At 63.5% G+C, this 25,203-nt stretch carries 24 protein-coding genes and 1 tRNA gene; 15 read left to right on the forward strand and 10 right to left on the reverse strand.

Features of this window, described 5'->3' with window-relative positions:
- The first annotated feature begins 145 nt into the window (after window positions 1–145).
- The gene (locus tag ACNS88_RS08450; RefSeq protein ID WP_435095779.1) at window positions 146–1,315 is read left to right on the forward strand and encodes an ABC transporter ATP-binding protein; all 1,170 of its coding nucleotides are present in this window, start codon (window positions 146–148) and stop codon (window positions 1,313–1,315) included.
- A gap of 55 nt (window positions 1,316–1,370) precedes the next feature.
- Here ACNS88_RS08450 and ACNS88_RS08455 read toward each other — a convergent pair whose 3' ends face one another.
- Window positions 1,371–1,520 (reverse strand): DUF7550 family protein, encoded by a 150-nt coding sequence (locus ACNS88_RS08455; RefSeq protein ID WP_008849047.1) that lies wholly within the window; start codon window positions 1,518–1,520, stop codon window positions 1,371–1,373.
- Between the two features lie 136 nt (window positions 1,521–1,656).
- Between ACNS88_RS08455 and ACNS88_RS08460 the strand changes: the two genes are divergently transcribed.
- Window positions 1,657–1,944: a DUF8150 family protein gene (locus tag ACNS88_RS08460; RefSeq protein WP_435095783.1), complete on the forward strand. Its 288-nt coding sequence runs from the start codon at window positions 1,657–1,659 to the stop codon at window positions 1,942–1,944.
- A gap of 7 nt (window positions 1,945–1,951) precedes the next feature.
- On the opposite strand, the gene ACNS88_RS17655 is transcribed toward ACNS88_RS08460, so the two are convergent.
- From ACNS88_RS17655 to ACNS88_RS08480, 4 genes are all read right to left on the reverse strand, one after another.
- Entirely contained in the window at window positions 1,952–2,392 is a 441-nt protein-coding gene (locus ACNS88_RS17655) for a PIN domain-containing protein (RefSeq protein WP_496923272.1), read from the reverse strand.
- Window positions 2,393–2,452: 60 nt separating this feature from the next.
- Window positions 2,453–3,211: a hypothetical protein gene (locus ACNS88_RS08470; RefSeq protein WP_435095789.1), complete on the reverse strand. Its 759-nt coding sequence runs from the start codon at window positions 3,209–3,211 to the stop codon at window positions 2,453–2,455.
- Window positions 3,212–3,590: 379 nt separating this feature from the next.
- Window positions 3,591–4,394 carry a hypothetical protein gene (locus ACNS88_RS08475; protein ID WP_435095792.1) on the reverse strand — a complete coding sequence of 268 codons (804 nt, stop codon included), beginning with the start codon at window positions 4,392–4,394 and terminating at the stop codon, window positions 3,591–3,593.
- 103 nt (window positions 4,395–4,497) lie between these two features.
- Complete coding sequence (locus ACNS88_RS08480) at window positions 4,498–5,079, reverse strand: DUF7344 domain-containing protein (RefSeq protein WP_435095939.1); 582 nt, start codon at window positions 5,077–5,079, stop codon at window positions 4,498–4,500.
- Between the two features lie 442 nt (window positions 5,080–5,521).
- Here ACNS88_RS08480 and ACNS88_RS08485 point away from each other — a divergent pair, with 442 nt between their 5' ends.
- The 8 genes from ACNS88_RS08485 to ACNS88_RS08520 all read left to right on the forward strand — a co-directional run bounded on the left by ACNS88_RS08485 (window position 5,522) and on the right by ACNS88_RS08520 (window position 16,286).
- Window positions 5,522–6,580 carry a hypothetical protein gene (locus ACNS88_RS08485; RefSeq protein WP_435095795.1) on the forward strand — a complete coding sequence of 353 codons (1,059 nt, stop codon included), beginning with the start codon at window positions 5,522–5,524 and terminating at the stop codon, window positions 6,578–6,580.
- A 25-nt stretch (window positions 6,581–6,605) separates the two neighbouring features.
- The gene (locus tag ACNS88_RS08490) at window positions 6,606–8,144 is read left to right on the forward strand and encodes a CARDB domain-containing protein (protein ID WP_435095798.1); all 1,539 of its coding nucleotides are present in this window, start codon (window positions 6,606–6,608) and stop codon (window positions 8,142–8,144) included.
- Window positions 8,145–8,196: 52 nt separating this feature from the next.
- Window positions 8,197–9,096, forward strand: coding sequence for a hypothetical protein (locus ACNS88_RS08495; protein WP_435095801.1), 900 nt, complete (start codon window positions 8,197–8,199; stop codon window positions 9,094–9,096).
- A 155-nt stretch (window positions 9,097–9,251) separates the two neighbouring features.
- Window positions 9,252–10,415, forward strand: a complete 1,164-nt coding sequence (locus tag ACNS88_RS08500) for a signal peptidase I (protein ID WP_435095804.1) — start codon at window positions 9,252–9,254, stop codon at window positions 10,413–10,415.
- A 4-nt stretch (window positions 10,416–10,419) separates the two neighbouring features.
- Window positions 10,420–11,745, forward strand: a complete 1,326-nt coding sequence (locus ACNS88_RS08505; protein ID WP_435095807.1) for a DUF5305 domain-containing protein — start codon at window positions 10,420–10,422, stop codon at window positions 11,743–11,745.
- Window positions 11,746–11,779: 34 nt separating this feature from the next.
- A tRNA-Gln gene (locus tag ACNS88_RS08510) sits at window positions 11,780–11,852 on the forward strand.
- 1,257 nt (window positions 11,853–13,109) lie between these two features.
- Window positions 13,110–15,467 carry a BGTF surface domain-containing protein gene (locus ACNS88_RS08515; RefSeq protein WP_435095942.1) on the forward strand — a complete coding sequence of 786 codons (2,358 nt, stop codon included), beginning with the start codon at window positions 13,110–13,112 and terminating at the stop codon, window positions 15,465–15,467.
- 348 nt (window positions 15,468–15,815) lie between these two features.
- Window positions 15,816–16,286 (forward strand): hypothetical protein, encoded by a 471-nt coding sequence (locus ACNS88_RS08520; protein WP_435095810.1) that lies wholly within the window; start codon window positions 15,816–15,818, stop codon window positions 16,284–16,286.
- A 27-nt stretch (window positions 16,287–16,313) separates the two neighbouring features.
- On the opposite strand, the gene ACNS88_RS08525 is transcribed toward ACNS88_RS08520, so the two are convergent.
- A complete protein-coding gene (locus tag ACNS88_RS08525; protein ID WP_435095813.1) occupies window positions 16,314–17,372 on the reverse strand; it encodes an actin-like salactin in 1,059 nt (352 codons plus the stop codon).
- Window positions 17,369–17,866, reverse strand: coding sequence for a FlaD/FlaE family flagellar protein (locus ACNS88_RS08530; RefSeq protein WP_435095816.1), 498 nt, complete (start codon window positions 17,864–17,866; stop codon window positions 17,369–17,371). Before ACNS88_RS08530 ends, ACNS88_RS08525 begins: the two co-directional genes overlap by 4 nt.
- A gap of 662 nt (window positions 17,867–18,528) precedes the next feature.
- On the opposite strand from ACNS88_RS08530, the gene ACNS88_RS08535 reads away from it, so the two are divergent.
- Window positions 18,529–20,151: an ArnT family glycosyltransferase gene (locus tag ACNS88_RS08535; protein ID WP_435095819.1), complete on the forward strand. Its 1,623-nt coding sequence runs from the start codon at window positions 18,529–18,531 to the stop codon at window positions 20,149–20,151.
- 57 nt (window positions 20,152–20,208) lie between these two features.
- Here ACNS88_RS08535 and ACNS88_RS08540 read toward each other — a convergent pair whose 3' ends face one another.
- A complete protein-coding gene (locus tag ACNS88_RS08540; RefSeq protein ID WP_435095822.1) occupies window positions 20,209–20,433 on the reverse strand; it encodes a hypothetical protein in 225 nt (74 codons plus the stop codon).
- Window positions 20,434–20,628: 195 nt separating this feature from the next.
- Window positions 20,629–21,180, reverse strand: coding sequence for a DUF7575 domain-containing protein (locus ACNS88_RS08545; protein ID WP_435095945.1), 552 nt, complete (start codon window positions 21,178–21,180; stop codon window positions 20,629–20,631).
- Window positions 21,181–21,393: 213 nt separating this feature from the next.
- Between ACNS88_RS08545 and ACNS88_RS08550 the strand changes: the two genes are divergently transcribed.
- The 4 genes from ACNS88_RS08550 (at window position 21,394) to ACNS88_RS08565 (ending at window position 24,644) form a co-directional block, all read left to right on the forward strand.
- Window positions 21,394–22,290, forward strand: coding sequence for a pantoate kinase (locus tag ACNS88_RS08550; RefSeq protein WP_435095825.1), 897 nt, complete (start codon window positions 21,394–21,396; stop codon window positions 22,288–22,290).
- An 88-nt stretch (window positions 22,291–22,378) separates the two neighbouring features.
- A complete protein-coding gene (locus ACNS88_RS08555) occupies window positions 22,379–22,681 on the forward strand; it encodes an AbrB/MazE/SpoVT family DNA-binding domain-containing protein (RefSeq protein WP_435095828.1) in 303 nt (100 codons plus the stop codon).
- Window positions 22,678–23,154: a type II toxin-antitoxin system VapC family toxin gene (locus ACNS88_RS08560; protein ID WP_435095831.1), complete on the forward strand. Its 477-nt coding sequence runs from the start codon at window positions 22,678–22,680 to the stop codon at window positions 23,152–23,154. Before ACNS88_RS08555 ends, ACNS88_RS08560 begins: the two co-directional genes overlap by 4 nt.
- Before the next feature lie 92 nt (window positions 23,155–23,246).
- The gene (locus tag ACNS88_RS08565) at window positions 23,247–24,644 is read left to right on the forward strand and encodes a signal recognition particle protein Srp54 (protein WP_435095834.1); all 1,398 of its coding nucleotides are present in this window, start codon (window positions 23,247–23,249) and stop codon (window positions 24,642–24,644) included.
- Between the two features lie 278 nt (window positions 24,645–24,922).
- Here ACNS88_RS08565 and ACNS88_RS08570 read toward each other — a convergent pair whose 3' ends face one another.
- Window positions 24,923–25,201: a DUF7314 family protein gene (locus tag ACNS88_RS08570; protein ID WP_435095837.1), complete on the reverse strand. Its 279-nt coding sequence runs from the start codon at window positions 25,199–25,201 to the stop codon at window positions 24,923–24,925.
- Between the last annotated feature and the right edge of the window lie 2 nt (window positions 25,202–25,203).

The raw sequence follows: 25,203 nt of genomic DNA on the forward strand, positions 1-25,203 counted from the left end.
TCACTGCGCAGACGAACACCGGGCCGAGAGATTTACCGACCCACCGCATTATCGCGAGGAGGGATCGAGCGATACGCTTTTAGGTGTTCCTAAAATACGTAGTTCCAGTTACGGGACGCCGACCGGTCCGGCGCCCGACACACCGATGGCTCACACGCAATCAATTACACAGGCGCAGTCGGCCCGAGACGCGAGCGAGTCGCCCGCGGACGCGAACGGATCGCGCGCCGATGTGGCCGAGTCGAGCGCTGCGGCGTCGACGGACCCCGTGTTGTCGCTCTCGGGCGTGACGAAAGAGTTCGGCCCGGAGACCGCCGTCGACGGCGTCTCTCTCGACGTGAAACCGGGAGAGTTGCTCACCTTCCTCGGCCCGTCCGGCTGCGGGAAGACGACGACGCTCCGCGCCATCGCCGGGTTGGAGGAGCCCACCGAGGGGCAAATCACGATCGGCGGCGAGACGGTCTCGGGCGACGGCGCATTCGTTCCCCCCGAGCAGCGCGATGTCGGAATCGTCTTTCAGAACTTCGCGCTGTTCCCCCACCTCACGGTTCGAGAGAACATCGCGTTCGGCCTCGACGACGGTGCCGACGCGAACGGGGGTCGCGTCGACGAGATGCTCGACCTCGTCGACCTGCCCGAACACGGCGGGAAGACGCCGGACCAGCTCTCCGGCGGGCAGAAGCAGCGGGTCGCGCTCGCGCGCTCGCTCGCGCCGGAGCCCGACGTGCTCCTCCTCGACGAGCCGTTCTCGAACCTCGACGTGCGGCTCCGCGTCGAGATGCGCGAGGAGGTCCGCCAGATCCTGAAAGAGGCCGGCGTCACCGCCGTCTCCGTCACCCACGATCAGGAGGAGGCGATGTCCATCTCCGACCGCGTCGCCGTCATGAACGAGGGCCACATCGAGCAGGTCGGTCGTCCCGAGGCGGTCTTCGAGCGCCCCGAGTCGAAGTTCGTCGCCTCCTTCCTCGGCCGCGCGTCGTTCCTCGAAGGGCGGCTCCGCGACGAACAGGTCGAGACCGGCATCGGTCGGTTCGACGCCGTCACGCTGGAGGGGTACGACTCCGTCTACGACGGGGCGCCCGTCGACGTGCTCGTGCGCCCGGACGACCTCCGGGCGACGCCCGCGAGCCCCAAGCTGGCGGACGGGATCATCGTCTCACGGCAGTACGTTGGGCCCTCGTTCGTCTACCGGGTGGAGCTGGAGTCCGGCGACACGGTCCACTGCCTGCACAACCACGTCGAGGAGTTCGGACTCAACCAACCCGTCACGGTCGAACTTACTGCCGACCACCCGCTTGCGTGGTACCCGCGGTAAGCGGGTCGCTGTGGGCTGTTCTCGGTAGCTTTTAAACCCAGAGGGACGGCGACGCTCAGAAGGTAAAGAGGAACGGGATGACGTACGCGACCAGCAGGCCGACGAGGGTGACGGCCGCGCCGATACCGACCTCGCGGCTGCCGAATCCCTGCATGGGGGCTGTCACGCGCTCGTCCGGATCGGGTTCGTGTGAGTGATCGTCCATGTCCGAAGGTCAGTGCGGGGGACACATAAGGGCATCTGAACGGGGCGGTCGAGAGCGAGCCGCGGTGAAGACCAGGAAACGCTTTCCCGCGACCGACTCGAAACGTGGGTCGAACGACTCGCCGTCGAGGAGCGCTATGAGCGACTCACGAACGCCTGAAGCGGGTTCGGCCGAAGCCGACGACGACCCCGAGCGACCGCCCCGCTACGAGCAGGTGATCCGGTGGGCCGAATATATAAAAGAGCACCCGCCAGAGGTGTGGGGGCCACAGCAGAACGCGGTCGTGAACGGCCAGATCGAGAGCGCGCAGGCGGTCGACGTGAACGCCGAGGACAGACAGCGGATCCGGGAGTTCGCGCAGGCGGAACTCGACGAGGAGACGGATTCCGATACGGAACACGCGGAGCGGTCCGACGCGGAGTAGCCCGCGGTCAGTCCCTGATCGACTCCAACTTCCCGACGATCTTCGCGTACACGTCCGGCGCCACGTACCAGCCGTGATCGATCATCGCGTCGATGGCGTCTCGTCCCTCTTCTCCCGATAGCGTACCCTCCTTCACGGCGGCGAGGACGAGGTACGCGGTCCCGCGCGTCTCGACGTCCTCCACCTCTACCGCAGAGCGCCCCGCTGATTCGTCCATCACGGCGACCGCGTCGCGAGCGTTCGCGTAGGCCAGGACCGCGACGTCGGCGTCGCTCAACCCCGGATGTCGCGCGAGTCGCGTCGCGACCGGCGAGTCGTCGGTGCCGACGAGGTCATCTGTTTGAGAATATGTTGTGTTAGAAGTGTCGAGATCACATATACCAAAATATATTTCCAGGAACATGGAAGTCATAGCGAATCGGTATCTAAACAAGTCATTTAACAGCATCCGAGCGGTTATCGTAGATTCAAAAAACCACTGAGATCTATAAAATAATATTTTTTGTGTCTACTCCGAACTTTCTTGCTCGAAGATGCTCTCTCCACCAACTCTCTGTGACTCACTGAATGCCTCTACGGTAAAGTCGGTATCGGGGATCGAAGGTGCACTCTCATTTAGGACAGCTTCTGAAGCAATTACACGTGCGATGACATCAACGGACTCGCCTGGAGCAAGCTTCACATGACCTGCCTTCTCAATAAATTGATATCCAGTCGCACCGGGGTGCTTTCTGATACTTTTTTGTCCAGTCGTGCTCCCGAAAGTGGGTCCAGTAGTGGGTACTGAGTTTCGACCGATCACGCCGAACTGTCCACCAGATAAGTTATTAGCATCTCCACTCGGAACTACAATGAATTGGAAATCAATCCCGGCAGGAACCGTGATACCCGCTTCACTTGCAGCATTTCCGCTTGCCTGTGTTGTAATATCGTTGTTCGAGAGCGGGTTCTCCAATTGAATATATAGGGTTTCAGAGCCTTGGTTTTTAATTGTGAACGCAGGACGTGCTTCAGTAGCGCCAACATTAACTCCCTCTCCGCCATCTACCGTATCTGACGCAAAATCAATTGATAGCGTTCCTCCTGATGCGCTAACGAACGGCGAATCTGTGTTTCCAATCAGACCAACGTATGCATCCCCGTCTCCTGCTACGTCAACCTTGTAACCTCGATCGCCACGAATACTAGTCACTGCACCTGTACCCATTGCAGCCGAAGCACCCGTTGCCAATGCACCTGCGCCGATGATGAACTTGCGTCGTTCCATGGTTGGTCTACCTCTGTTGTCCGCACGCGACCCGCATTCGAGGACACGAGACATCTCGTGCCACCCGGGGTCGCTCTACTACACCCATGGGACGTATCCCACATCGTTATGAGTCAGCAGAAGATTCTCCGGGAGAGATTGAGATAGTTCCACCTAAGCTTGAAACTGCTCTGGTTGGGCTTGAAGACGCTTCACGCCAGCCCTTCACACCCGTAAATTAGATTGTGTTGTCCTGACGAATACTGGATCCTAAACAGCCCCGATGAGTCCGAATCGCAGTCTGAATTTAAAGAGGCTCTCGCTCACGGATTAGAACCACCGCGAACGGCTGGACGCCACATGCACGAAACCGAATTGAGAGAATCGAGAAGGTCGGTGATTAGTTGGATGCACAGCCGGGCGGATCATTAGATGGAATACCAAGTCCGCCGTTGTTAGGTTGGTCGAGATTACAGTCTCCCGAGTTCCACTGTGGATGGACGTGGGTGGTGCCATCGAGAGTGGCACCAATGATCGTGTCGCCTTCGACCCCGGATAGCTGACCCCGAAGCTTCTGTCCCGTGACGACTTCCACGTCGGTATCCTCCTCGATGGAGTTCGTTCCCCGGTTCGAAACGAGCCGATAAATATCAACGATTTCGTCTCGGTCATCGCCGAGAATCTCTGCGTTTCCGCCTCCGAAGAATTCTACCTCTGCATTCTCAAAAGAGACGTCTTGGTCCGCTCGTTTGATCGTGAATCGTCGCGTCTCCGTATCACCGAACAGCTGTGCCGTGACGCCGGCCCCCTCGACGGTAACCGTGACTTCGACCTGGACGCTCTCGCCGGGTGCGAGCCCCTCGACACGGCCGGTGATCTCTTCTTGCTCCCCAGTTCCGAACGAGGAGTCGCTGTACGACACCTCGGTCAACACGTTCCTTCCGTCATCGATCTCGACATCGACGATAGATATCTCGTTCCGGAAGCGGTTCGTGACCGTAACCAAGTGAACCGTCCCGTCGTCACGCAGATCCGCTGGGATCGTCTTATCCCACTCTTTATACCCCACGTACGCACTATCGTCATTCTCGACATTCACCTCAACACCCCGATCAGCCTTGACGCTGCTAAACGCGCCGGTCCCCATACTCATCGCCCCGGAGCTCGCACCGCCGAGCAGTAGGATGAAATTCCGTCGTTTCATTAGTGATGGGATCGCACGGTTCGGTCACTCGACACGACGCGTCCCGGACATATGGTTATGCGGCGCCGGAACCCGAGTAGGCGTCGCCTGAAACCCCCGCCCCCTACGTCAGTTCCGGCGGTTCGTCGGATTCGCCGACCTTCATCTCCGCGGTGTAGTACTTGTGGGTGATCGCGGAGAACGCGAACGCGACGACGATCGCGATCGTCCACGCGAACTCGGGCAAGAGGACGAACGGCCACGCGCCGAGCCACACCGCGCCGGCGAGCGCGGCGGCGACGCCCGAGAGCCCGACGTAGTAGGTGCTCCACGGGATCTCCTTCCCCTCGACCACGTCCATATATAAATCGACGTCCGCGAGCGCGGGCGTCGGCTCGACGATGCCGCGGTCTTTGTTGAACTCGACGACGCCCGCCTCGTCCATCTTCGGCAGGTGCGACTGCTGGAGCGCGGTGTAGACGCGCTTGCGATCGTTGCCGGTGATCTCCGCCGTGTCGATCCCGTTTTCCCACGCCGCGATCTGCTCGGCCATGTCGCCGATCTCGAGCCTGTCTTTCTCCTCCCGTTTCAGTAGATGGACCGCGAACCGCCGGCGCTGGTTCGCCAGCACGTTGAAGAGATCATCCTCCGAGACCTCTGTCGCCGGCTCGGCACTTCCCCCGTCAACCTGTTGTACCGACGCCATTTCTGTCAGACACATATGAGTAGAACAACATAAATCCCGTGGTTATGATAACCAGCTAAACTTTCTCACCGTTTAATCAATAGTTTGTAGAGGGTACTGAACCGCCTCCTCATCGGTTTACAAGCACGAAAATAGGGTTTACTGGCCTTGAAAAGTCGGAGGACTGATCAGCGGTTATCGGATTTTATCAGAATAAATATCTATTTCTCCCTCAACTACTGCCGGTTTAGGACGGGCCTGAATACGTTACGAGTGAATCTCAGGGCGGACCTGAAGCGATCGGCTCCGGGTTCAAGCGGGGGCAGAAGATTCGGTCCCCTATTTCGTCGTTATTGGAGATGCTTCTGGCGACTCATAACCATATCTGCGAAGTCCAATACGGGTAAATGAATGATTCACTGTCGTCAGTGTTGATGGAGATGATCACTCAACCTAACAAACTATGGACCGACGGAACTTCCTAAAAGTGGCCGGTGGAATCGGAGCAACAGCAAGTGCTGGCGGTGCAGGTATCTTCGCCATGTCTGGTGGGGCAGCGGCTCAATCTGGTGCGGACATCACAGCAACGGGGCCCTCCTCAATTTCGAATGACCGTGGAGATCTGACCAACGTCACGATCGACCCGTCTTTTCGCATCGAGTGGAAGAATCTCGACACGGCAGTCGGGAAGATCATGGTGCTCATAGAAGCCCGCACGATTGAAGGTGGTCAGGTGCAGGGAGAGGGCTGGAATCCCGTCCTGCGCATGACTCCGTGGCTAACTGAGAACCAAGAACTGAACGGTGGCCCCCATATCGATTACTCGAAACCCGGAACGACGGGCCACTTTGAGATCACAGGGACTGTCGGGAAAGCTCTCGCATACGCGTCTCGTGTCCGCGAAGGATCTTCGGAGCCAACTGCCCGACCAATTGAAGTTGTTAATGAGATAGGTCGTCCGGACTATTCAGGTGCTGACTGGTCTAGTCACCCAGATGGAATTTCTCCGGGTGGATACCTCGGCGGCGGTTCTATTGGAACTGCAAGTGATGCAGAGGGTGTATTAGGAGATGACATTGTGAACAATTTCCCTGGAGCCAGTGCCGGATATTATGGCGCTGCCATCAATACTGACAACTTAGACGTGCCAGAAGATGGTACGTCTGACACGGACACCGTGGAAATCCGTTATACGTTCGCTTTCTATACACCAACTTTCGCAAGTGAGAGTGAAGTCGGATCTGGGTGGTTCGAGAACGTCCGCTCGTCTGATTTACAGGAAGACGGTGGTAACTCCAAGCTCGTGATGGACGGTGAAGACGGGTATCCATCCGTGACTGACACCCCGGGTGTCGAAAGTCAGGCGTCGAACAATTACGACGCACTCCAATCGATCGCAGACAGCCACCCGGCTGTGGTCACCACGACTACCAGCTTCGGTGTCACAGTCGAAAACCAGGAATCCGAAACCACCATCGCTAGTGGCAGTACGAATACTGGCGCTTCAGGTGGTGGCCAGTAAACTAGCAGACTGATATTGTAGATAGATGCCAACAGCCCGCCGCACCCTGATCCTTGCCCTCGTCTTCGTAGCCGCAGGCTCGCTGATCTTCACCACGGGCGCGGCGGTCATCGACGGCCCGGCCGACACCTTCGCGGAGGACCGCCTCGCGATCCAGCCGGCCGACGGCCCGAACGGGCAGTACGCGTATTTAAATGACGACGACGAGATCGCGATCGCCGTCTCGGCGTCGAATCCGAACATCCGAGACCCCTCTTTCGAGGGCGTGAACGTCGGGACGACCGGACGGATCGACGACGTGTTCACGATCACGTACACGGCCGAACGGTACGCGCACGTGTGGATCGAGTACGAGAGCGAGAACGTCACCTTCGTCGTCGACGGCGACTCAATCGAGGGCGAGGCGAACAACGTCACGCTCGGACCCAACCAGACCGTCACGGTCGGCCTCGAACTCGACTCGCACGGCGCGGCCGCCGGGACGCAGTTGGGCGCCGGCGAGTTCTCGATCAGCGCGAAAATCGCCGACCCCGACGAGATGACGGGGATGAGCGCGTCGACCCAGGGGACGGGTGACGGCGGCCCGACCACGACGGTCAGGGCGCCGAACGCGACCTACCGCGAGTTCGTCGGGAGCGGTATCGACCGCGGGGAGTCGGTCCGGTTCCTCGCCGAGGGGATGCACCTCGACGGCGAGAACGTCACGCTGGAGGGGATCGACCTGAAGGGCGTCGACAACGAGCGCGTCGAGCTGGACGCGTCGGGGAGCCCGGAGCCGTTGGAGAACGGGGGCGCGCTCGACGCGCCGACGAGGCCGCGGTCGATGGCGTACCTCGGGCTGGAGCCGGCGTTCGCGCCCGACGCGGTCGACGCGGTGACGATCCGATTCAGCGCGGACCCGGCTCACCTCGACGCGACCGACACCGACCCCGAAGACGTGACGCTCTACCGGCAGACGGACGCGGGCGCGTGGGAGGAGGTACGTGTCGAGGTCGTCGACGAGGAGGTCGTCGATATCCTCGGGCTCCCCGCGGACCGCGTCCACTTCCGCGCGACGACCGAGACGTTCTCCACGGTCGCGGTCGCGGAGCGTGTCCCCCGGTTCGACGCGACCGAGACGACCCTCGAGACCCCGGCGATCGACCCCGGCGAGGAGGCGGCGGTCCGGGCGACCGTGGAGAACGCCGGCGGCGCGGCCGGCGAGCAGACGGTGACGCTGACGGCGAACGGCGACCCGGTCGCGAACGAGACGGTCGCGCTGGCGCCGAACGAGACGGCGACCGTCACACTCTCGGCCGCGTTCGATCGCGCGGGCGAGTACGACCTCGCGGTCGCCGGGACGGACGCCGGATCGCTGCTCGTCGGGGACTCGGCAGCCGACGGGAGCTCGACGAATAACGCGGTCGCGGGGAGCGAACCCGAAGCGGACACGGCTGAGGGTTCGGGCGGCGGACCGACCGAGGAGCCCAGCGCGATCGACCTCGTCGATCTCGGCGGCCTGATCGCATTCGTCGCGCTCGCCGTCGCCGGGATCGCGCTCGTCCGCCGGATGCCCCGGTCGTGATCGCCTCCGCGTCGACAGGGCTTAGCCGCCGGCCACCGAGGGTCGGGGCGTGATGTCCTCTTCGGACGCGCGGAGCGACGGGGTCGCGGCGGACCGAGAGTCGACTCCCGGATTCCGTCGCGAGCTGGTCGCGGGGGTCCGACTCGGTGACCTGCTCGTTCTCGCGACGGTGCCCGTCGTCCTCGGTGCCGTCTTCGCGCTGCCGGAGTCGACCCGGCGGTCGCTCGCGTTCGCGTACACCGACCCGACGGCCCTGACCGCCTTCACCGCCCACTACGTCCACCTCGACGCGGGCCACCTCGCCGGCAACGTGGCGGGATACGCGCTGCTCGCCGGCGTCGGCTACGCGCTCGCGGTGGTAGCGGGGTATCGGCGGTTCTTCATGATCGCGCTCGCGACGTTCCTCCTCGCGTTCCCCTTCGTCCTGTCAGCGCTGAACCTCGCCGTTCCGCGCAACGCAATCGGATTCGGCTTCTCCGGGATCAACATGGCGCTCGCCGGCCTGCTCCCGCTTCTGCTCGGCGTGTACGCCCGCGAGCGGTTCTTTCGGGAGTCGTCGCTCCGCGCGCTTCCCGCAGTCTTCTTCCCGCTCGTCGGCTGGATGGCGTTTCTGGCGTTACCGGTCCCGCTGGGGACGTTCGAGGGGATCGGTCTCGCCGGTCTCGCGACGGCGATCGCGGGGGGACTGCTCGGGCTGTTGTACGCATCGAGCACCGGGATCCGTGTCCGGGAGGCGGTCCGAAGCGGGGCCCGGGCCGCGGTGTCGAATCCGGGGGACGGCGATATGCTCGCGGTCGGCGTCGCGCTACTGGTCGGTTACCCGATCGTCGGGTTCCCCGCCGATCCGACGGGAGCGGACAGCGTGGTGAACCTCTACGTCCATCTGCTCGGCTTCTGTCTCGCGTTCATCGGGCCGTTTGCCCTGCTCGCGGCCGGGGTATTCGAGGAGTGAGCGTCCCTCGCCGCACCGCGTTTCGCCACCTCACCGCGCTGTCCCGAACCGCGAATTTATAACGTATCAATGACACTCTGGGATCGAAGACCGATTATGACCGCAGGCCGCCGATCGACGACGGACTGTCCCGTCCGACCGCCGAGACACGAGCCATGTCACTCAAACGCACTCTCTCGATAACGCTGCAAGTCGCGGTCGTGCTCGTCGTGGCCTCGCTGATCGTGGGGCAGTACCTCGGACAGCCGGTGCTTCTCAGCTACGTCGAGACCGGGAGTATGCAGCCCGTGCTCAACCCGGGCGACGGGTTCGTCGCGATTCCCGCGCCGCTCGCCGGGGGGATCGGCGTCGGCGACGTGGTGACGTTCGACGCTCAGGAGATCGAGGGCGGCGGACTGACGACCCACCGCGTCGTCGAGGAGACGGACCGCGGGTACGTCACGCGCGGGGACAACAACCCGTTCACGGATCAGGACGGTGGCGAGCCCGTCGTGCAGGAGGCCGACATCGTCGCGAAGGCGCTTACGATCGGCGGGAGCGTGGTCGTCATCCCCCACCTCGGCACCGTCGCGATGGGGTTCCAGTCGGCGCTCGGCTCGGCCCAGACGTGGCTGGCGGTCACGTTCGGGGTCCGGTCGCTACAGGGCACACAGGGGCTCGCGTACATCCTCTTCGGGCTCTCGGCGGTCGCGTACGCGGTCGATTGGTACCTCGACAAGGGGAGCCGCGAGACGCGGGAACGCGATCGCTCCCGCGACGACGGGATCTCCGTGTTCGCGATCGTCGGCGTGCTCGCGTTGGTGTTGATGGCGACCGCGACCGCGGCGATGGTCGTGCCGGGCGGGAGCCAGGAGTACGGGGTCGTGAGCGCCGAGTTCGAGTCCGAGAACCCCACCGTCATCGAAAGCGGCACGAGCCAGGAGCTGGAGTACGTCGTCCCCAACGCCGGGCTGGTCCCGGTGTACGCGTACGTCACCCCGCAGAGCCCGGGCGTCGACGTCGATCCCGAGCGCGTCGCCGTCGGGAGCCGGGGGGAGGCGTCCACGACGGTGACGCTCACCGCGCCCGACGAGACCGGCTACTACCGGCTGATCGTCGTCGAACACCGGTACCTCGCCGTGTTACCGCCCGGCGTGATCGACGAGCTGTACGGGGTCCACCCGTGGGCTCCCCTCGTCGCGATAAACGGCCTGCTCGGCGGCGGCATCGTCGGGCTCGGGCTGTTCCTGCTCCGGGGCGAGCCCGCGCGGATCCGCTCTCGGGAATCGCGCGAGAAATCCCCGCTGTATCGCCGCGTCCTCCGCGAGATCTACAGGTGACCGAATGAGTCAGACTCCCCCCAACGAAACCCGACTCCGCCTTCGGGCGGTACTGAACGCACAGTTCGCCGTGATCCTCGCCGTCTGTCTCGTCGCCGCGGCGGCCGGGGGAGCGCTCGTCTACACGACTCACGTCGATCCGGGGACCGAGACCGAGACGCGGACCGTCTCGTCGCTGACCGTCGAGTCGGAGTACGTCCACTCCGCCGAGGTGACGGAGCCGAACTCGGTGTTCGACACCGGAACGGTCCTCGACGACCGGACCACCTACTTCACGGGGGTCGCTCCCATTCTCGACGTCGGCGTGCAGACGAGCTACGCGGCCGCCGACGCGAGCGACGTCGAGGTCTCCTTCGAGTCGGTGCTCGTCATTCGGAACGTCGGCGACGGGGACGGCGAGGGAGAGGGCGGCGAAACCGTGTATTGGGAGGAACGGGAGACGCTGGCGACCGAGACGGTCTCGGGGGTCGGGCCCGGCGAGACCGCGACCGCGTCGTTCGCGCTCAACAGCTCCGCGGTCGACGCGACAGCCAGCGAGATCGAGTCGGAGCTCGGTGCGTCGCCCGGCGAGACGGAGACGCTCGTCACGACGGACGTGACCGTCGAGGGCACGATCAACGGCGACTCGACCTCGTACGCGCGGACGATCGAGATGACGCTCGACCACAGCGAGGACACGTACGCCGTCTCCGAGCCGGGGGTCCAGTCAGACACGAGCGAACAGACCGAGCAGGTCACCGTCGAGCGGAGCTACGGGCCCCTCCGCTCGGCGGGCGGACCGCTGCTGCTCTTGGCGGGGCTCGCCGGACTCGGCGGGCTGGCGTACGCCCGCCGCGAGAGCGACCTCGCGCTCACCCCCGCAGAGCGCGAGTACCTCTCGTACCGGGACGACCGCTCCGAGTTCGCGGAGTGGATCACGGCGATCCGGCTCCCCGAGTCGGTTCACGAGCGTCCGGAGGCCGAGGCGTCGACGCTCAGAGATCTGGTCGACTTCGCGATCGACAACGACACCGGCGTCGTCGAAGACCCGGCGACCGAGGCGTACCACGCCGTGACGGAGGAGTTCGTGTACACCTACACGCCGCCGGCGCTCGCGGCCGAGAGCGGTGTCGCGGACGAACGAACCGGCAGCGATCCGGTGGTCAGCGACCCGACCGGCGCCGACGAGGTGGTCAGCGGGTCCGCGGCGATCGACGACGACGTGAGCCTCGCCGGCGCGTGGACCCGGGCCGGACACGATCCGGGGACCGTCCCCCGCGACCGGCTGTCGGCCGCGAGGAGCGAGGCGTCGTCGCCCGAGGACGACGCGGCGTCGGTCGGTGAAAAGTAACCTACTTGAGTGCGGACGGGCAACCATCGGGTGCAGTCCCGTGGTGTAGTGGCCAATCATAATGGCCTTTGGAGCCATTGACGGCGGTTCGAATCCGCCCGGGACTATTCTCCGAACGAAGTGAGGAGAATAGTCGCAACGAGGATTCGAAGCAGGGAACGGAGCGAAGCGGAGTGACCGTGGTTCGAATCCGTCCGGGACGACTCCCGAAACGGTGCGAATCCTCTTTTTAAGTGAATGGGACCGCTTTTTCATCCGACGAACGCCGCGTGTCGGGTTCTCCTTCGCGGGCGGGCGACCGCGCGAGTCGTCGACGTCGACACTCCGGAACGCGTCGCAACGCTGTGCGGGTTCGGCGTCGAGGGAGAATGTGCGGCGCGGCCGGACGCGACCCCCTACCCGAGGCGGTGACACGCCCGACCGCGTCGCGTGAGTGTCTACGTCCCCGACCGCCCTAAATACCCCGTGGCTGGATGCCGCCGCCGCGCAACGAGCTGCCCACCCACCACCGCGCGCAAGCGGTGCCGGCGTAAAATCGCCCCGATCCGGCGCTCATTCGGCGTCGATCGAGTGCCTTTATACCACGATCCGGGAGTCGCCCGATCCGCGTTTGAACGCTGATCGGCCGTTTTAGGCGCTCTCGTGCGGTTGTTACGGATTACCACACGGTGCACACCCCACAAAGCATTTATACCGAACGACGTATGTTTCGCTTGCAACCCCTACCCAAATGACTGCAGTACTAAGTACCGAGAACCGAGTCCGGTCGCACTTTGATGATCTTGTCGGCGGCGACGACGATCGGGCGTCAGGTGCCGGGAAAGCTGCTGTGGTCGATGCAGACAACACAACACACAATGACAAACGACAATAACACACGCAAGAAGGTCAACGCGATCTTCTTTGCGGCGGTCATGGTCATCTCCATGGTCGCAGTCGGATTCGCCGGATTTGCCGGCTCCGCTGCGGCAGTGGAAAGTGGTGACACCATCACTTTTGATGACCAGACACTCGATGACGATGGAAACGTAACGGTTACAACTACTAATGTTAATGGCGCATTCGACGGTTCGGTCGTAGTCACTTATGGTGCCTCCGACACGGTTGCCGGAGTCACTAACGTCACTGAAGACGGTGAAGTCTCTGTAAACATTGCCGACACTGGTGGTTTCCCCGGTGAGCACACTGCGCGCCTGCTCAACGAGAGCTATACAGGTGACACCGGTGCCGCTCTTGATACGGGTGGGACCATTACCGAGGTTAACAATGAGATTGCCTACGTCGCCGATAGTGACTTCGACGTTGCAGTTGACCAGGAAGATCTGCACAACAGCGGATTAGTCTACCAGGGTCAGCAGGTTCTCGTGTACAATCTGTCAACGGATGCCACTGCGACGCTGCAGGAACGCGTCGACAATGACAACACTCGGACCCGTGCCCAGCTGTCTACGGACAGTAACGGTACGGTCCTGCTGAACACTGAGAGCCGCGACGAAGGCGACTACTTCATCCAGGGCGCTGATTCGAGCGGTTCCAATAGCGCTTCGGATACCTTCGAACTCATCGCACAGGACCTCTCCGCCGAGTTCGACGAGACCTCGGTTGACAATCGCGGGAGTGGTGCCGAGACGTTCGTCACCCTTGAGTCCGATCTGCGTACGGAATACCCGGTCACCGTAAGTGCTGGTGGTGACCTCACCGCGGACGAACTCGAAGACATCTTCGGCGCTTCCAACGTGGAAAGCAAGAATGACGACGACGACGAAGTCTCGCTCGGTACGGTCTCTGACGACGACGTCAATGTCGACTTCGACGAAATCGACGCCGGCGACTACGAGTTCACCTTCAGCGTTGACGACACGACCGCCGAGGATACGGCCTCGGTGACTGTCAACGACGTCGGCGAAGGCGAACTTGATGTTGACCCGTCGTCAGTTACCCAGCAGCAGGGTGACGTTGTCCCGATTACCGTGACCGCCTCGGAGGCGGCTAGCTCCGGGACGCTCGTCATCGGTAGCGATGACGTTGGCTACCAGGCGAACGTCTCCATCGATGACTTCGGTGACAACGACGAGATCACGATCTACTTCAACACCTACGCGGCTGGTAACAGCTCCGTCGCTGCTGGAGACACAGTCTGGCTCGACTCGGACGACGCTGACGACGACGCGTCGATCAGCTTCGAAGATGCGAACCAGACAACCGGTATCGACATGCTCGACACGGGCGACTACGAACTCGCAGTCTCCACGTCGAGCAGTCCTTCGAACACGCTCGAGACTCCGGACAACATCGGCTCGCTCTTCATTGAAGAGCGGTCGACCTCCGAAACGATCAACACCTGGACTGTCTCCGACAACGTTGCTGGTGACATCACCAGCGCCGACGAGCCTGTTGACGCGCTCAACGACCGCGTTGGCGAAAACGTCACGCAGTCCAGCAGCATCGCGAACGGCGACCGCGTCGTTCACCAGATCGAGGCCTCCGGCCTGACCGGTCTCCTCGAAGCGACTGGTGATGACGGCGACGCCGCTCAGCTCAACGCTGCTCTCAACGGCGACGTTACCGACAGCAATGCGGAAGCCGACTTCGACGGTAACTCGCTCGACCTCCGCCTTCGCGAGACGCGCGAGAGCGTCGGTCCGAACGCTCAGCTCCGGACGGTCAACCTGAGCGAGACCACGTACGATGTCATCGTTGACGATGAGACGGACAACCTCTACGTCATCGTTGACACCGACACGATCACGTTCGAAAACGACGATAACCTCGCAAGCGACGAAGAGGTTGAACTCGAAGCGCGCTTCCGCGTCCAGGACGCGCGCCTCCTCGAGTACAACACTCTGGAAGAGACGAACGACGACGTCGACAGTGTTGAAGATATCCTTCAGACCGCTACTGGAGTCTTCGACATTGTTGAGTCTTCGGGCGAATTCGATCAGGATCCGTACAATGTGACGAACGCGGAAGGTCAGACGGTCGAGGGGACGACGAACCTCGCGCCCGGTTCGGAACTGACGCTCCGCGTCCGTTCCTCTGGTGACACCCGTCCTGCCTTCTCGAACGCCGAGACGGTGACGGTTGCCGCTGACGGCACCTGGGCCACCGACTTCGACTTCAGCGAACAGAGCGTTGACGACGAGTACACGATGACGCTTCGTAACTCGCTGTTCGCCGAGAACCCGTCCGTTGACGGAACGGTCGTCGAGTCGACTGAGGAAGTCGCGACCTTCGAGGTCTCCGGTCTCGAGCCCGCCGAGGCAACCGCCACGGCTGGTGACTCGGTGACCGTCTCCGCGACGATCGAGAACACCGGCAACGCAGAGGGTACCCAGACTGTCGCGCTCACGCTTGACGGCAACGAGCTCGACACGACGGACGTCACGCTCGCGGGCGGCGCGAGCCAGACGGTCGAGTTCACCGCGGACACGACCGACCTCGAAGCCGGTGACTACACGCACGGTGTGGCCACCGACGACGACGAGGCAACCGGAACGCTGACCATCGAGGCCGCCTCCGACGACGGCTCCGACGGCAGTGACGGGTCCGACGGTTCCGACGGCTCCGACGGCAGTGACGGTTCCGACGGCTCCGACGGCTCCGACGGCAGTGACGGTGGCGACGACAGCGGCTCCGAAGACGGGACGCCCGGCTTCGGTGCGCTCGTCGCACTCGTCGCCCTCATCGCGGCTGCGCTCCTCGCGACGCGGCGTCACGAGTAACGTAGCTGCGACGCGTCACACTCGCTAACTACCGGCCCTCACGGGCCGACCCACACGCGGTCTTTCTTTATCGAACTCGACCACCCAGCGACGGCTCCGGAGCGAATTCACTCACGCGTCTCGCAGCCGCCTCGACGGAACGCCGACCAGCTACGCGTCGCCACGCAGCGCAGCGCGAGCGCGGTTCGATCTCTCTAAACCTAGCCGTACTGCACGCAACACCGCAAGCGCTGGAGAGACAGAGCGAGTCCGAATCCGTCGAGATCACTTCTCGTCGCGCTCGTCTGTACCCGACCTCCCGTTTCCGATATGTGTGTCATTTTTTACCATGCAGATCGTGTACTTCCTATGGATCCGACCGAGTACCACGAGACAGTCGCCGAGAACCGCCGGAAGCACGGCTTCGAGGCGATCGACGCGCACACAAACGGTTTCGATCCGGTATGGGAGGCACGCGACCACGACGCCTCGGTGGGATCGGTCGTCGTCCTCGCGACGCTCGTCGACGACCAGGTTACCGACCCCGACGAGGTCGTCGCGACCGCCGACGAGTTCCGGGACGTGTTAGTCGACCGGGTGGACGACCGACACGGGTCGACGACGCCGCTCGGCTACGTCGCCTTCGCGGTGCCGGACCCCGATCAGTCGCTCGTCGACGCGGCGCGCTCGTACACGGTCGCTCGCCGCCGGACCAACGTGTTCCCGATCGTGTACGACTGCGAGGCGGAGACGCTCTACCGACACGAGGTCCCGCGACTGAAGGGACGAGGAATCTATCGCAGACAGGCCGAAGACGCCGAACGGCTGTTCAAGATTTAAAAGACCGGTAAAAAGCGAGCCGCCCGTTCAGATCAGACGCTCTGCGATCCGACCGGCGCCCTCGGCCGCGGCGGTCGCGGGGTCGTCGGGAGAGACGACCTCAACGTCGCGGTCGAGTTCGGCGGAGAGCCGCTTCTCGAACTCCTCGGTGAGCCCGGGAATGCAGGCCATCCCGCCGGTCGCCGCGATGGGGCGGCCTAACGCGAGCTGGTACGGCTTCATGTGGTCGTTCGCGAGCTCCGGGAGGAACTCGTTGGCGACGATGTCGACCGCCTCGTCGATGTACCGGTCGACCGGCTCTCGCACGCCGCGGTCGACGGTGAACTCGTGGCTCCCGCCGCCGGGCTGCTGGATCACGTCCGTGAACGGTTCGAAGTCGTACACGTCCGCGTGCTCTTCCTTATACTCCCGGGCGGTCGTCCGGTCGATGTGGACGCGGCCCTGGCTCTCCTCCTCGACGGCGGCGACGATCCGGCGGTCGACCTCGTTACCCGTCACCGAGCCGGTCGAGAACGGCGAGAGCTGCTCGCCGCGCCGGTAGGCGCAGGCCTCCAGCGTCGTCGACCCCATGTTGATCGAGACGAACACCTCGTCGATGGCGTCGAGGTCGTCGCCGTAGGCGGGGATCGCCCCGCACAGCGACTCGGGGTAGCTCCGCGTCTCGACCTGCCCGATCGACGAGCCCTCGATCACCGACTTGAGGTTGTTCACGCCCGCCTCGTTGTCGATCGTGGGGACGGCGTAGACGACCGCGCTGTCCTCGGGCACGTCGTGCGCGTCCACGAGCGCCTCGAAGAAGCGCTCGGCGTCGGCGACGCTCTCGTCGTCTTCCGGGAGCCCCGAACGAAGCATAAAGCGCACCGTGTCGGGGTACTCGATCGCGGCCTCGTGGCCGAACAGCACCTTCTCGTCGCCCGTGATGGCGTCCTCGTAGGTCGCCAGACACGTCAGCGTCGAGTGGCGTTCGCGCCCGCCCCGTCCGTCGGGGATGTCGAGCACCGTCCGGGTGCTACCGAGTTTCACGCCGACCGCTTCGGGGCCGTCTGTACCGTTGATGTCTGTGGATTCGTCGTCGTCGTCGCTCATGATGTACTCGCACACGAAGCGATCCGGACGATGGAGACGAGACTGATCCGATGGTCCGCAGGGGTGAACGGCCGGTCGTATCGCGGGGCGTCGAACCCCTCCAGCCGACGCCCGAGGGCCTCGACCACGCCGTCGTCGACCCACCCGAGCTCGCCGTAGTACGAGAGCGCGTCCCGGCTCCGCACGTGGCCGCCGACGTCCACGAGGTAGCCGAGCCACTCGCCGATCTCGTGTTCCGCCTCGGGCGAGGCCGGGATCGCCCGTAGGTACGGGCGGTCCTCGGCGTCGGATCGGTCTCCGTCGCCGGACAGCCGCACCCCCCGCTGACGCTGGAGCAGCTCGGTGAACGCGGCCGAGCGGGCCGCCTGCTCCGCTCGATTCCGGTTCGGTTGACGAAGCGACCGCTCCCGAGGCGCTTCGTCGGCGCCGTCCCGCGGTGCGTCCGCGATCCGGCGCAGCTCCCGTACGTCGTAGTGCCGTGGATTCAGACTCATATTCCGTCCGTTGTTCGCGTCCGTACCATCAGAATCGCCGTCACGCTATATGGTAGTTCCCCCACAGATATCACTACTGAGAAGCCAGTTATTCACCACCGAAGACGTCTCGTCCGGCACTGCCGTGACTGCTCGCTCCGTCTCCGTCGCACGGATTCCGCCGTATTGTCGCTTTCCACCGACGCCGAGGGCGCCTCGGGACGAACCGCGACAGCGACGTTCGTCCCGTGCGTTTCGGTCGCGTTCGGTGAGCTACTTCCTCGGCCGAGTTCCGAACCCTTCGACTGCGTCGTTGAATCCGACGACTGCACCGAGGTTACTGTTCGAGCGCTTGTTCGAGGGTGTCGACGGTGGCCGTCACACGAGTTCGCGGTCTGCCGCGCCCGTGTGTACCCGCACAAAGCGGTACGTGACACGCTTCCAGCCGGGAACTCCGTGGCCAGTCGGATCGCTCACCGATGTCAGACTGCCAGCACGGCGCTTGCGAGCCAGCGACGCGGCTTGCATCGCTGAGGGACTCCTCGCGTGGGAGGTGCTCCAGTGAACCGGGGCCATTGACGTTACATTCCGTCGCCTTACTGCGATTCCTCGGGATCGAGTGCCCGTATTCACAGGAGCTTATAAGCTCTATAACAATACGATAATCCACGCTTGATGCGTGTATGAACGAAGACGTCAAAAAAGACGACACGACGTCTGTAGACGCCAATTCTCCGGCTGGCGAGGGCGCCGATCGCTCGCTAGACAAACAGTTCGCCGACTCTTGGTCACCAGCACTGAGGGGTCGAAACATTCTCACCGGTAACGTGTGGTTTCTCTCACTGTACGTCGTTCTGATTGCCGGGTTCTCGGTTCTGTATCTCGACCAACCGCTTCACTTCGACGAGGGGATATTCCTCACTCTCGGAGAACAGATCGCGTCGGGAGAGACCCTCTACGTTGACATCGCTGATCAGAAATCCCCTGGAATCTTCGCTCTCGCCGCGATAGTCTACAACTTACCCGGGGACCCCGTGGTTATCACTCGACTGTTCACGTACGGCGTCACTGCGGGTTCGGGACTTCTGGTCGTTCGTCTCGGACGGGAGTTCTACGGTCGACGGGCGGCTGAAGGTGCCGGTATTCTCTTCGTCGTCATGTCGTTTCTCCCGCACTTCGACGGATTTTACTACATGACTGAACCCTTCGCCGTGTTCACTCTGCTTATCGCTGCCGTACTGCTCGGTTACGACACGCTCTTGTCGAAGGCTGCGGCCGGTGTGGCACTCGGCGCCGGCGTACTCTTCAACCAGACTGTGTTTCTGTTCGGTGCGACGATCATCGTGTTCTACGCTATCAGAATGCGATACCCAGAACGACGGACCCGCCAGTACCTGAAAGACTCGATGATACAGATACTCGCCATCGGTGCCGGATTTCTCGGAACGATGGCAGTGGTGTTTCTGTTCCTTGCCTCGCAGGGAATCGCGGGGGAGACGTTCTACTTCTCCCTCGTCCTTCCGCTAACCGGTTACAACACCCCGTTCAGCTATGAGGGGCACGTATTAGCGTACGCGACGCTGATGCCGGTCTTGCTTCTCGCCGGTGGAGTACTGATCAACACTGTCGTCTCAGTCGTCCGCGGCGACCGAGTCGACGAGCGACTCCTGTTTATCGTACTCTGGGCGGGGATACTGAGCGTCCCTGCCGCGACCGCATTCTCGGGAGACCACAAGTTCCTGTTTGCGTTCCCCGCACTGGCGCTTCTCGCGGTCACCGGCCTAGTGACCGTCTCTCGGAAGGCCCTGAAAAACCGCGACCAACTCCGATCTCTACCTCGAATCCCGGATCGATCGGCGCTGATCAGCGGTCTGATGGTAGTCGCGGTGCTTTCGACGGTAGTCGTCTCCGGGGGCGGAAACATCTACTACGCGTCGAACGTCGTCGACACAGACATCGAAACCGAACGAGACGCCGTTACAACCGCGGTCGAGGGTCTCGAAGGACCGATGTACGCTTACAACGTCCAGGCACAGCTGTACATCCATACGGATATCGAGCCTGGGACGTTCTACATGGGAACGATTTACAGCGACGAACTCGCTCAGAACAAGATATCCAGCCTCGAACGCAACGAGGTCCGGTACGTACTGGTGAGGCGGTCCGAGGTAACAGCGGACGAAGTCGTCCCGCAGGGGTATTGGTCCGATCACAAATCACTCATGACCGAGCATCTCAACGAGAACTACGAACCGGTACGTCACACTGAGGAGTACGTCGTATTCGAGCGGACGGGTCGGTCGTGAGACTCGGAGCGGTATCTGATCCCGTTTCGGCTCTTGACACCGTTCTCCTCCGTTGAGCTATCTCTCATCAACGTCTCTTCGACGCTCCCTGAGCGGGCCGTGAACCTGAACGCAGTCTGAATCCTTCGACGAGGCCTCGTAGCACACGAATGTGAGGGTCTCGGTCGAATCGAGGCCCCCCTTCGCGCTATCGCCGCCGTACTCGCTCACTCGGAGGAGGGACTGCTCGCCGTCGTAGTAATCGCTCAGCGGCACGGCGTACGCGTCGTCATCATCTGCCAATCCGAGGATGCCGTGCTTGCCCGGTCGCAGGTACCCGTTGACGACGGACCCCGGGCATTCAGCTGGTGTACACCTACTCTGCGCGTTCTATCAGATACTCTCACGGCTGATCACGCGGGCTCGTCGGTGGCTCCCCGTTCTCCCCTCGAACCGACGAGCGCGTGGAAATTTCGGTTCGAGTTCGGCGTCCGAGGCTCAGTCCGTATCCGCCCACGGGAGCGGCTCGGTACACCAGTGACAGAAGTCGAGGTCAGCGTCGGTCTCCTTGCCGCAGTTCGGGCACTCGACTTCCGGTGGTTTGTCGTCGCTCTCGGCGGTGCTTCCGGTGGCGGTCGGGGTCGCGGGCGGTGAGTTCGCGCCGGAGGAATCGCCGGGGCGCTCGCTGCTCGCCTCGCCGTCGTCGCTCGCGGCACGGCGCCGGATCGCCTCGGCGGTCGCGTCAGCCCGCCGCCGCTCGGCGATGTCCGCCCGCCCGACGAGGTACGCGTCGACGGCGGAGAGGACGTACAGGATGGCGATCGGCAGGGTCACGTCCGTCGGGAGTGCGGCAGCCGTCTCAGCGGCCTCCGTCGGCGACACCGTGGAGCCGACGGGGACGTCATAGAGGGCGAACAGCGCCACGCCGCCGCCCACGATCGTCAGGTGCCACAGCAGCGCTCGCCCCCAACGGCGCAGGGTGAGGTGGCCGAGGCCCGGCAGCACCATCGCCAGCAGCGCGGCGAGCAGCGGGCGGAACTGGTCTCGCATACCGCGCCGGTTCGGTCGGCCGGTACTTATGCCTGCGGTGTCGTCGGCGTCACCGGTGGTGTCGGTGTTGTCGGCGTCGTCGGTGTCGTCAGTGTCGTCGGTGGCATCAGTGGCGTCGTCGGTCGGCGTCACGGTGTGCCGTTTCCCGCGATGCGACGCCGGCCCGCCGCCGCGGATAACAACCGTTAATCGACGGCCACCCGTCCCACTGCCATGAGCAGGCAGCGGTCGACCGCGTTCGTTCCCGGTCACGTCACCGCCTTCTTCAGCGCGCACCCGGCCGAGCGCCCCGCGGCCGCCGGATCGCGCGGTGCCGGAGTGACGCTCACCGACGGGGTCACGGTTCGGGTGTCAGCGTCGGGCGACGGAGATGCGAGCGACGGGCCCGCCGGTTCCCGCACCATCGACGGCAAGTCGGGAACGATCGGCGCGGTCGAGGACGTCCTTGCGGAGCTGGGTGTCTCCGGAAACGACGACCGCCCGCCGGTTGATGTCGCGGTCGAGACGGACCTCCCGATCGGCGCCGGCTTCGGCGTCTCGGGGGCCGCCGCGCTCGGTGCCGCGTTCGCCGCGAACGACGCCTTCGACCGCGGGCGCTCCGAGAACGACCTGGTCCGGCTCGCCCACGAGGCGGAGGTGGGTCGCGGGACCGGCCTCGGCGACGTGGTCGCGCAGGCGCGCGGCGGGGTCCCGATCCGGCTAGAGCCCGGCGCACCGGGGGTCGGCGCACTCGACGGGGTTCCAGCGACCGCGCGAGTGGAGTACGTCACGTTCGGCGAGCTGTCGACCGAGGACGTATTGAGCGGGGACACGACGGCGCTCTCCGCGGCCGGCGAAGACGCCCTCGACCAGCTCCGCGCGGACCCGTGCCTCCCGACGATGATGGACGCGGCCCGCGGGTTCGCCCGCGAGGCTGACCTCCTCGTTCCCGAGGTGGCCGAGGCGATCGCGGCGGTCGGTGACTCACTTACAACCCCCGACGACTACGGCGCCGCCATGGCGATGCTCGGGCGCACCGTCTTCGCGCTCGGCACCGGGCTCTCCGACGCGGGCTACGATCCCGAGGTCTGTCGGATCGACGCCGCGGGCGCGCGGCTTGTTGAACGATGAGATCTCTGTCGGCAGATTTCCTCTCGTACCGCTTGGTGCCTCGCTGAGTAATACTTATTTATCATTACCGCAAAAGTATTGGTAGGGTATGCCCCGGGTTACCACGAAGGGACAAGTCACGATCCCGAAAGAGATTCGGGATGCTCTCGGAATCGAGCCCGGTGATGAGGTCGACTTCGAGCGGGTCGGTTCCGAGTATCGACTTCAGAAGCGATCCCCGACCACCGAAGACGGTGAAGATCCGTTCGAGAAGCATCGCGGGAGCGCAGATAGCGACGAAACGATGCCAGAACGGATGCGTCGACTCCGTGGCGAATATCCGCGCGAGACGGATGAATCGCCTCCGGCTGACGAACCGTCCGACGACGAGAAAACAGGTGCCGACCCGTGACGACGGCCGTCGACACGAACGCGTTCCTCGCGCTCCTTTACGACGACGAGTACGCCGACGCCAGTGAAGCGGCACTCAGACGCGCGTACCGGGAGGGGGCGGTGGTCGTCACACCGATCGTACATGCCGAACTCGCGGCCGACGGCCGTTTCGACTCACCCGCCGACCTCGATCGGTTCCTCGAGGATTTCAGCGTCAACGTCGTCGATCCATCGCGTGAGGCGCGATTTATCGCGGGCGATCGGTTCCGAGAATACGTGGACCGTCGACTGGACGGGATCCAGTGTCCCGCGTGTGGCGAGAACCGATCTATCGACTGCGAGGCGTGCGGCGAGTCGCTCTCGCGGCGACAGCACATCGCCGCCGACTTTCTCACCGGTGCGCACGCCGCCGTCGACTGCGACGGCTTGGTCAGCTTCGATACGGGGTTTTATTCGACCTACTTCCCGTCGCTGGCGGTGGTCCCGAACTGAACCGATCGCCTTCCCGGATCCCTCTGCTGACAACCCTCGTCACCGCCGCCGACGAACAAAGCTTTACCGCGTCGGCCGCCTAGCTCCGGCAAATGGTACTCGACGACCTCGGTACGTCCCTCCGGAGCAGCCTCGACAAGCTCCAGGGGAAGTCCCGACTCTCCGAGAGCGACGTCGAGGAGATCGTCAAGGAGATCCAGCGTTCGCTCCTCTCCGCCGACGTCGACGTCTCCCTCGTAATGGAGCTGTCGGACTCGATCAAGTCCCGCGCCCTCGAAGAGGAGCCGCCGGGTGGCACGACCGCGAAGGACCACGTACTCAAGATCGTCTACGAGGAGATGGTCGAGCTGGTCGGCGACTCCACCGAGCTCCCCCTCGAAAACCAGACGATCCTGCTGGCCGGTCTCCAGGGGTCGGGGAAGACCACCTCCGCCGCGAAGATGGCCTGGTGGTTCTCGAAGAAGGGGCTCCGCCCCGCCGTCATCCAGACCGACACCTTCCGACCGGGTGCGTACGATCAGGCCAAGCAGATGTGCGAGCGCGCCGAGGTCGACTTCTACGGCGACCCCGACAACGACGATCCGGTCGCGATCGCCCGCGAGGGCCTCGAAGCGACCGAGGACGCCGACGTGCATATCGTGGACACGGCGGGGCGCCACGCGCTCGAAGACGACCTTATCGCGGAGATCGAGGAGATTGAGCAGGCGGTCGACCCCGACCGCTCCCTCTTGGTGCTCGACGCCGCGATCGGGCAGGGCGCGAAGGACCAGGCCCGCCAGTTCGAGAAATCGATCGGCATCGAGGGCGTGATGATCACCAAGCTCGACGGGACCGCGAAGGGTGGCGGCGCGCTGACGGCGGTCAACGAGACCGACTCCTCCATCGCCTTCCTCGGGACCGGCGAGACGGTCCAGGACATCGAGCGGTTCGAGCCCTCCGGCTTCATCTCCCGGCTGCTCGGGATGGGCGACCTCAAGCAGCTCTCCGAGCGCGTCGAGCGCGCGATGGCGGAGACCCAGGCGGAGGACGACGACTGGGACCCCGAAGACATGCTGAAAGGGGAGTTCACCCTGAAGGACATGAAAAAGCAGATGGACGCGATGAACAAGATGGGGCCCTTAGACCAGGTGATGGACATGATCCCCGGACTCGGCGGCGGGATGATGGATCAGCTCCCGGACGACGCGATGGACGTGACCCAAGACCGGATGCGGCGGTTCGAGCGCATCATGGACTCGATGACCGAGGAGGAGCTGACGAACCCGCGCGTCGTCGGGCAGTCCCGCACGGAGCGGATCGCCCGCGGCTCCGGCACAGACGAGGAGACGGTCCGGCAGCTCCTCGAACAGCACTCCATGATGGAGCAGACGATCAGCCAGTTCCAAGGGATGGGCGAAGGCGACATGCAGCGCATGATGAAGAAGATGGGCGGCGGCGAGGGCGGCGGCGGCCTCGGCGACATGATGGGCGGCGGCAAAGGGCCGTTTTAAAAGATTGCGTACTAATTGAGACCGGTTCGGCGGCGAACGTGGAGTTCCGATCGCGGTCAGTCGTGCGTTGTCGACGACGGCGTTGCGGCGAGCGGCGTCGAATCGGTGGTCGATCGTTCACAAGTAGTCGTGGTGTCGGCAGATCGGCGGTGAACACCGCTGCTCCGTCATCGATCAGTTATACACCGTCGGTAGCGAGCCGAACGAATCGAAGCGGGGAACAGTCACCGCGGCGGAAAACGAGATGAGAGGGGAAACCGGACAGGGAACGGTCGTAGTCAGTTCGCGGTTTCGGCGTCCTCGTCGAGCATGTCTCGGAGTTGGCGGCTCACCGGGATGAGGACCCAGAACGTGAGCGCGCCGAGGATCATCAGCCAGAAGGACGCGTCGCCGGCGACTAACCCGATCTCGCCGTAGGCCGTGTTGACCCCTTCGGCCGGATTGACGAGCTGGACGACATCGTAGTACGAGGGCGTCCGGTACCAGCCACCGAAAGTGAGCCATCCGAGACCGCCAAGCGTGAACAGGGTGAACCCCTTCATGAACTCGTCTGCCATTA

The organism is Halorubrum shenae, assembly GCF_051194165.1.
Lineage (GTDB): Archaea > Halobacteriota > Halobacteria > Halobacteriales > Haloferacaceae > Halorubrum.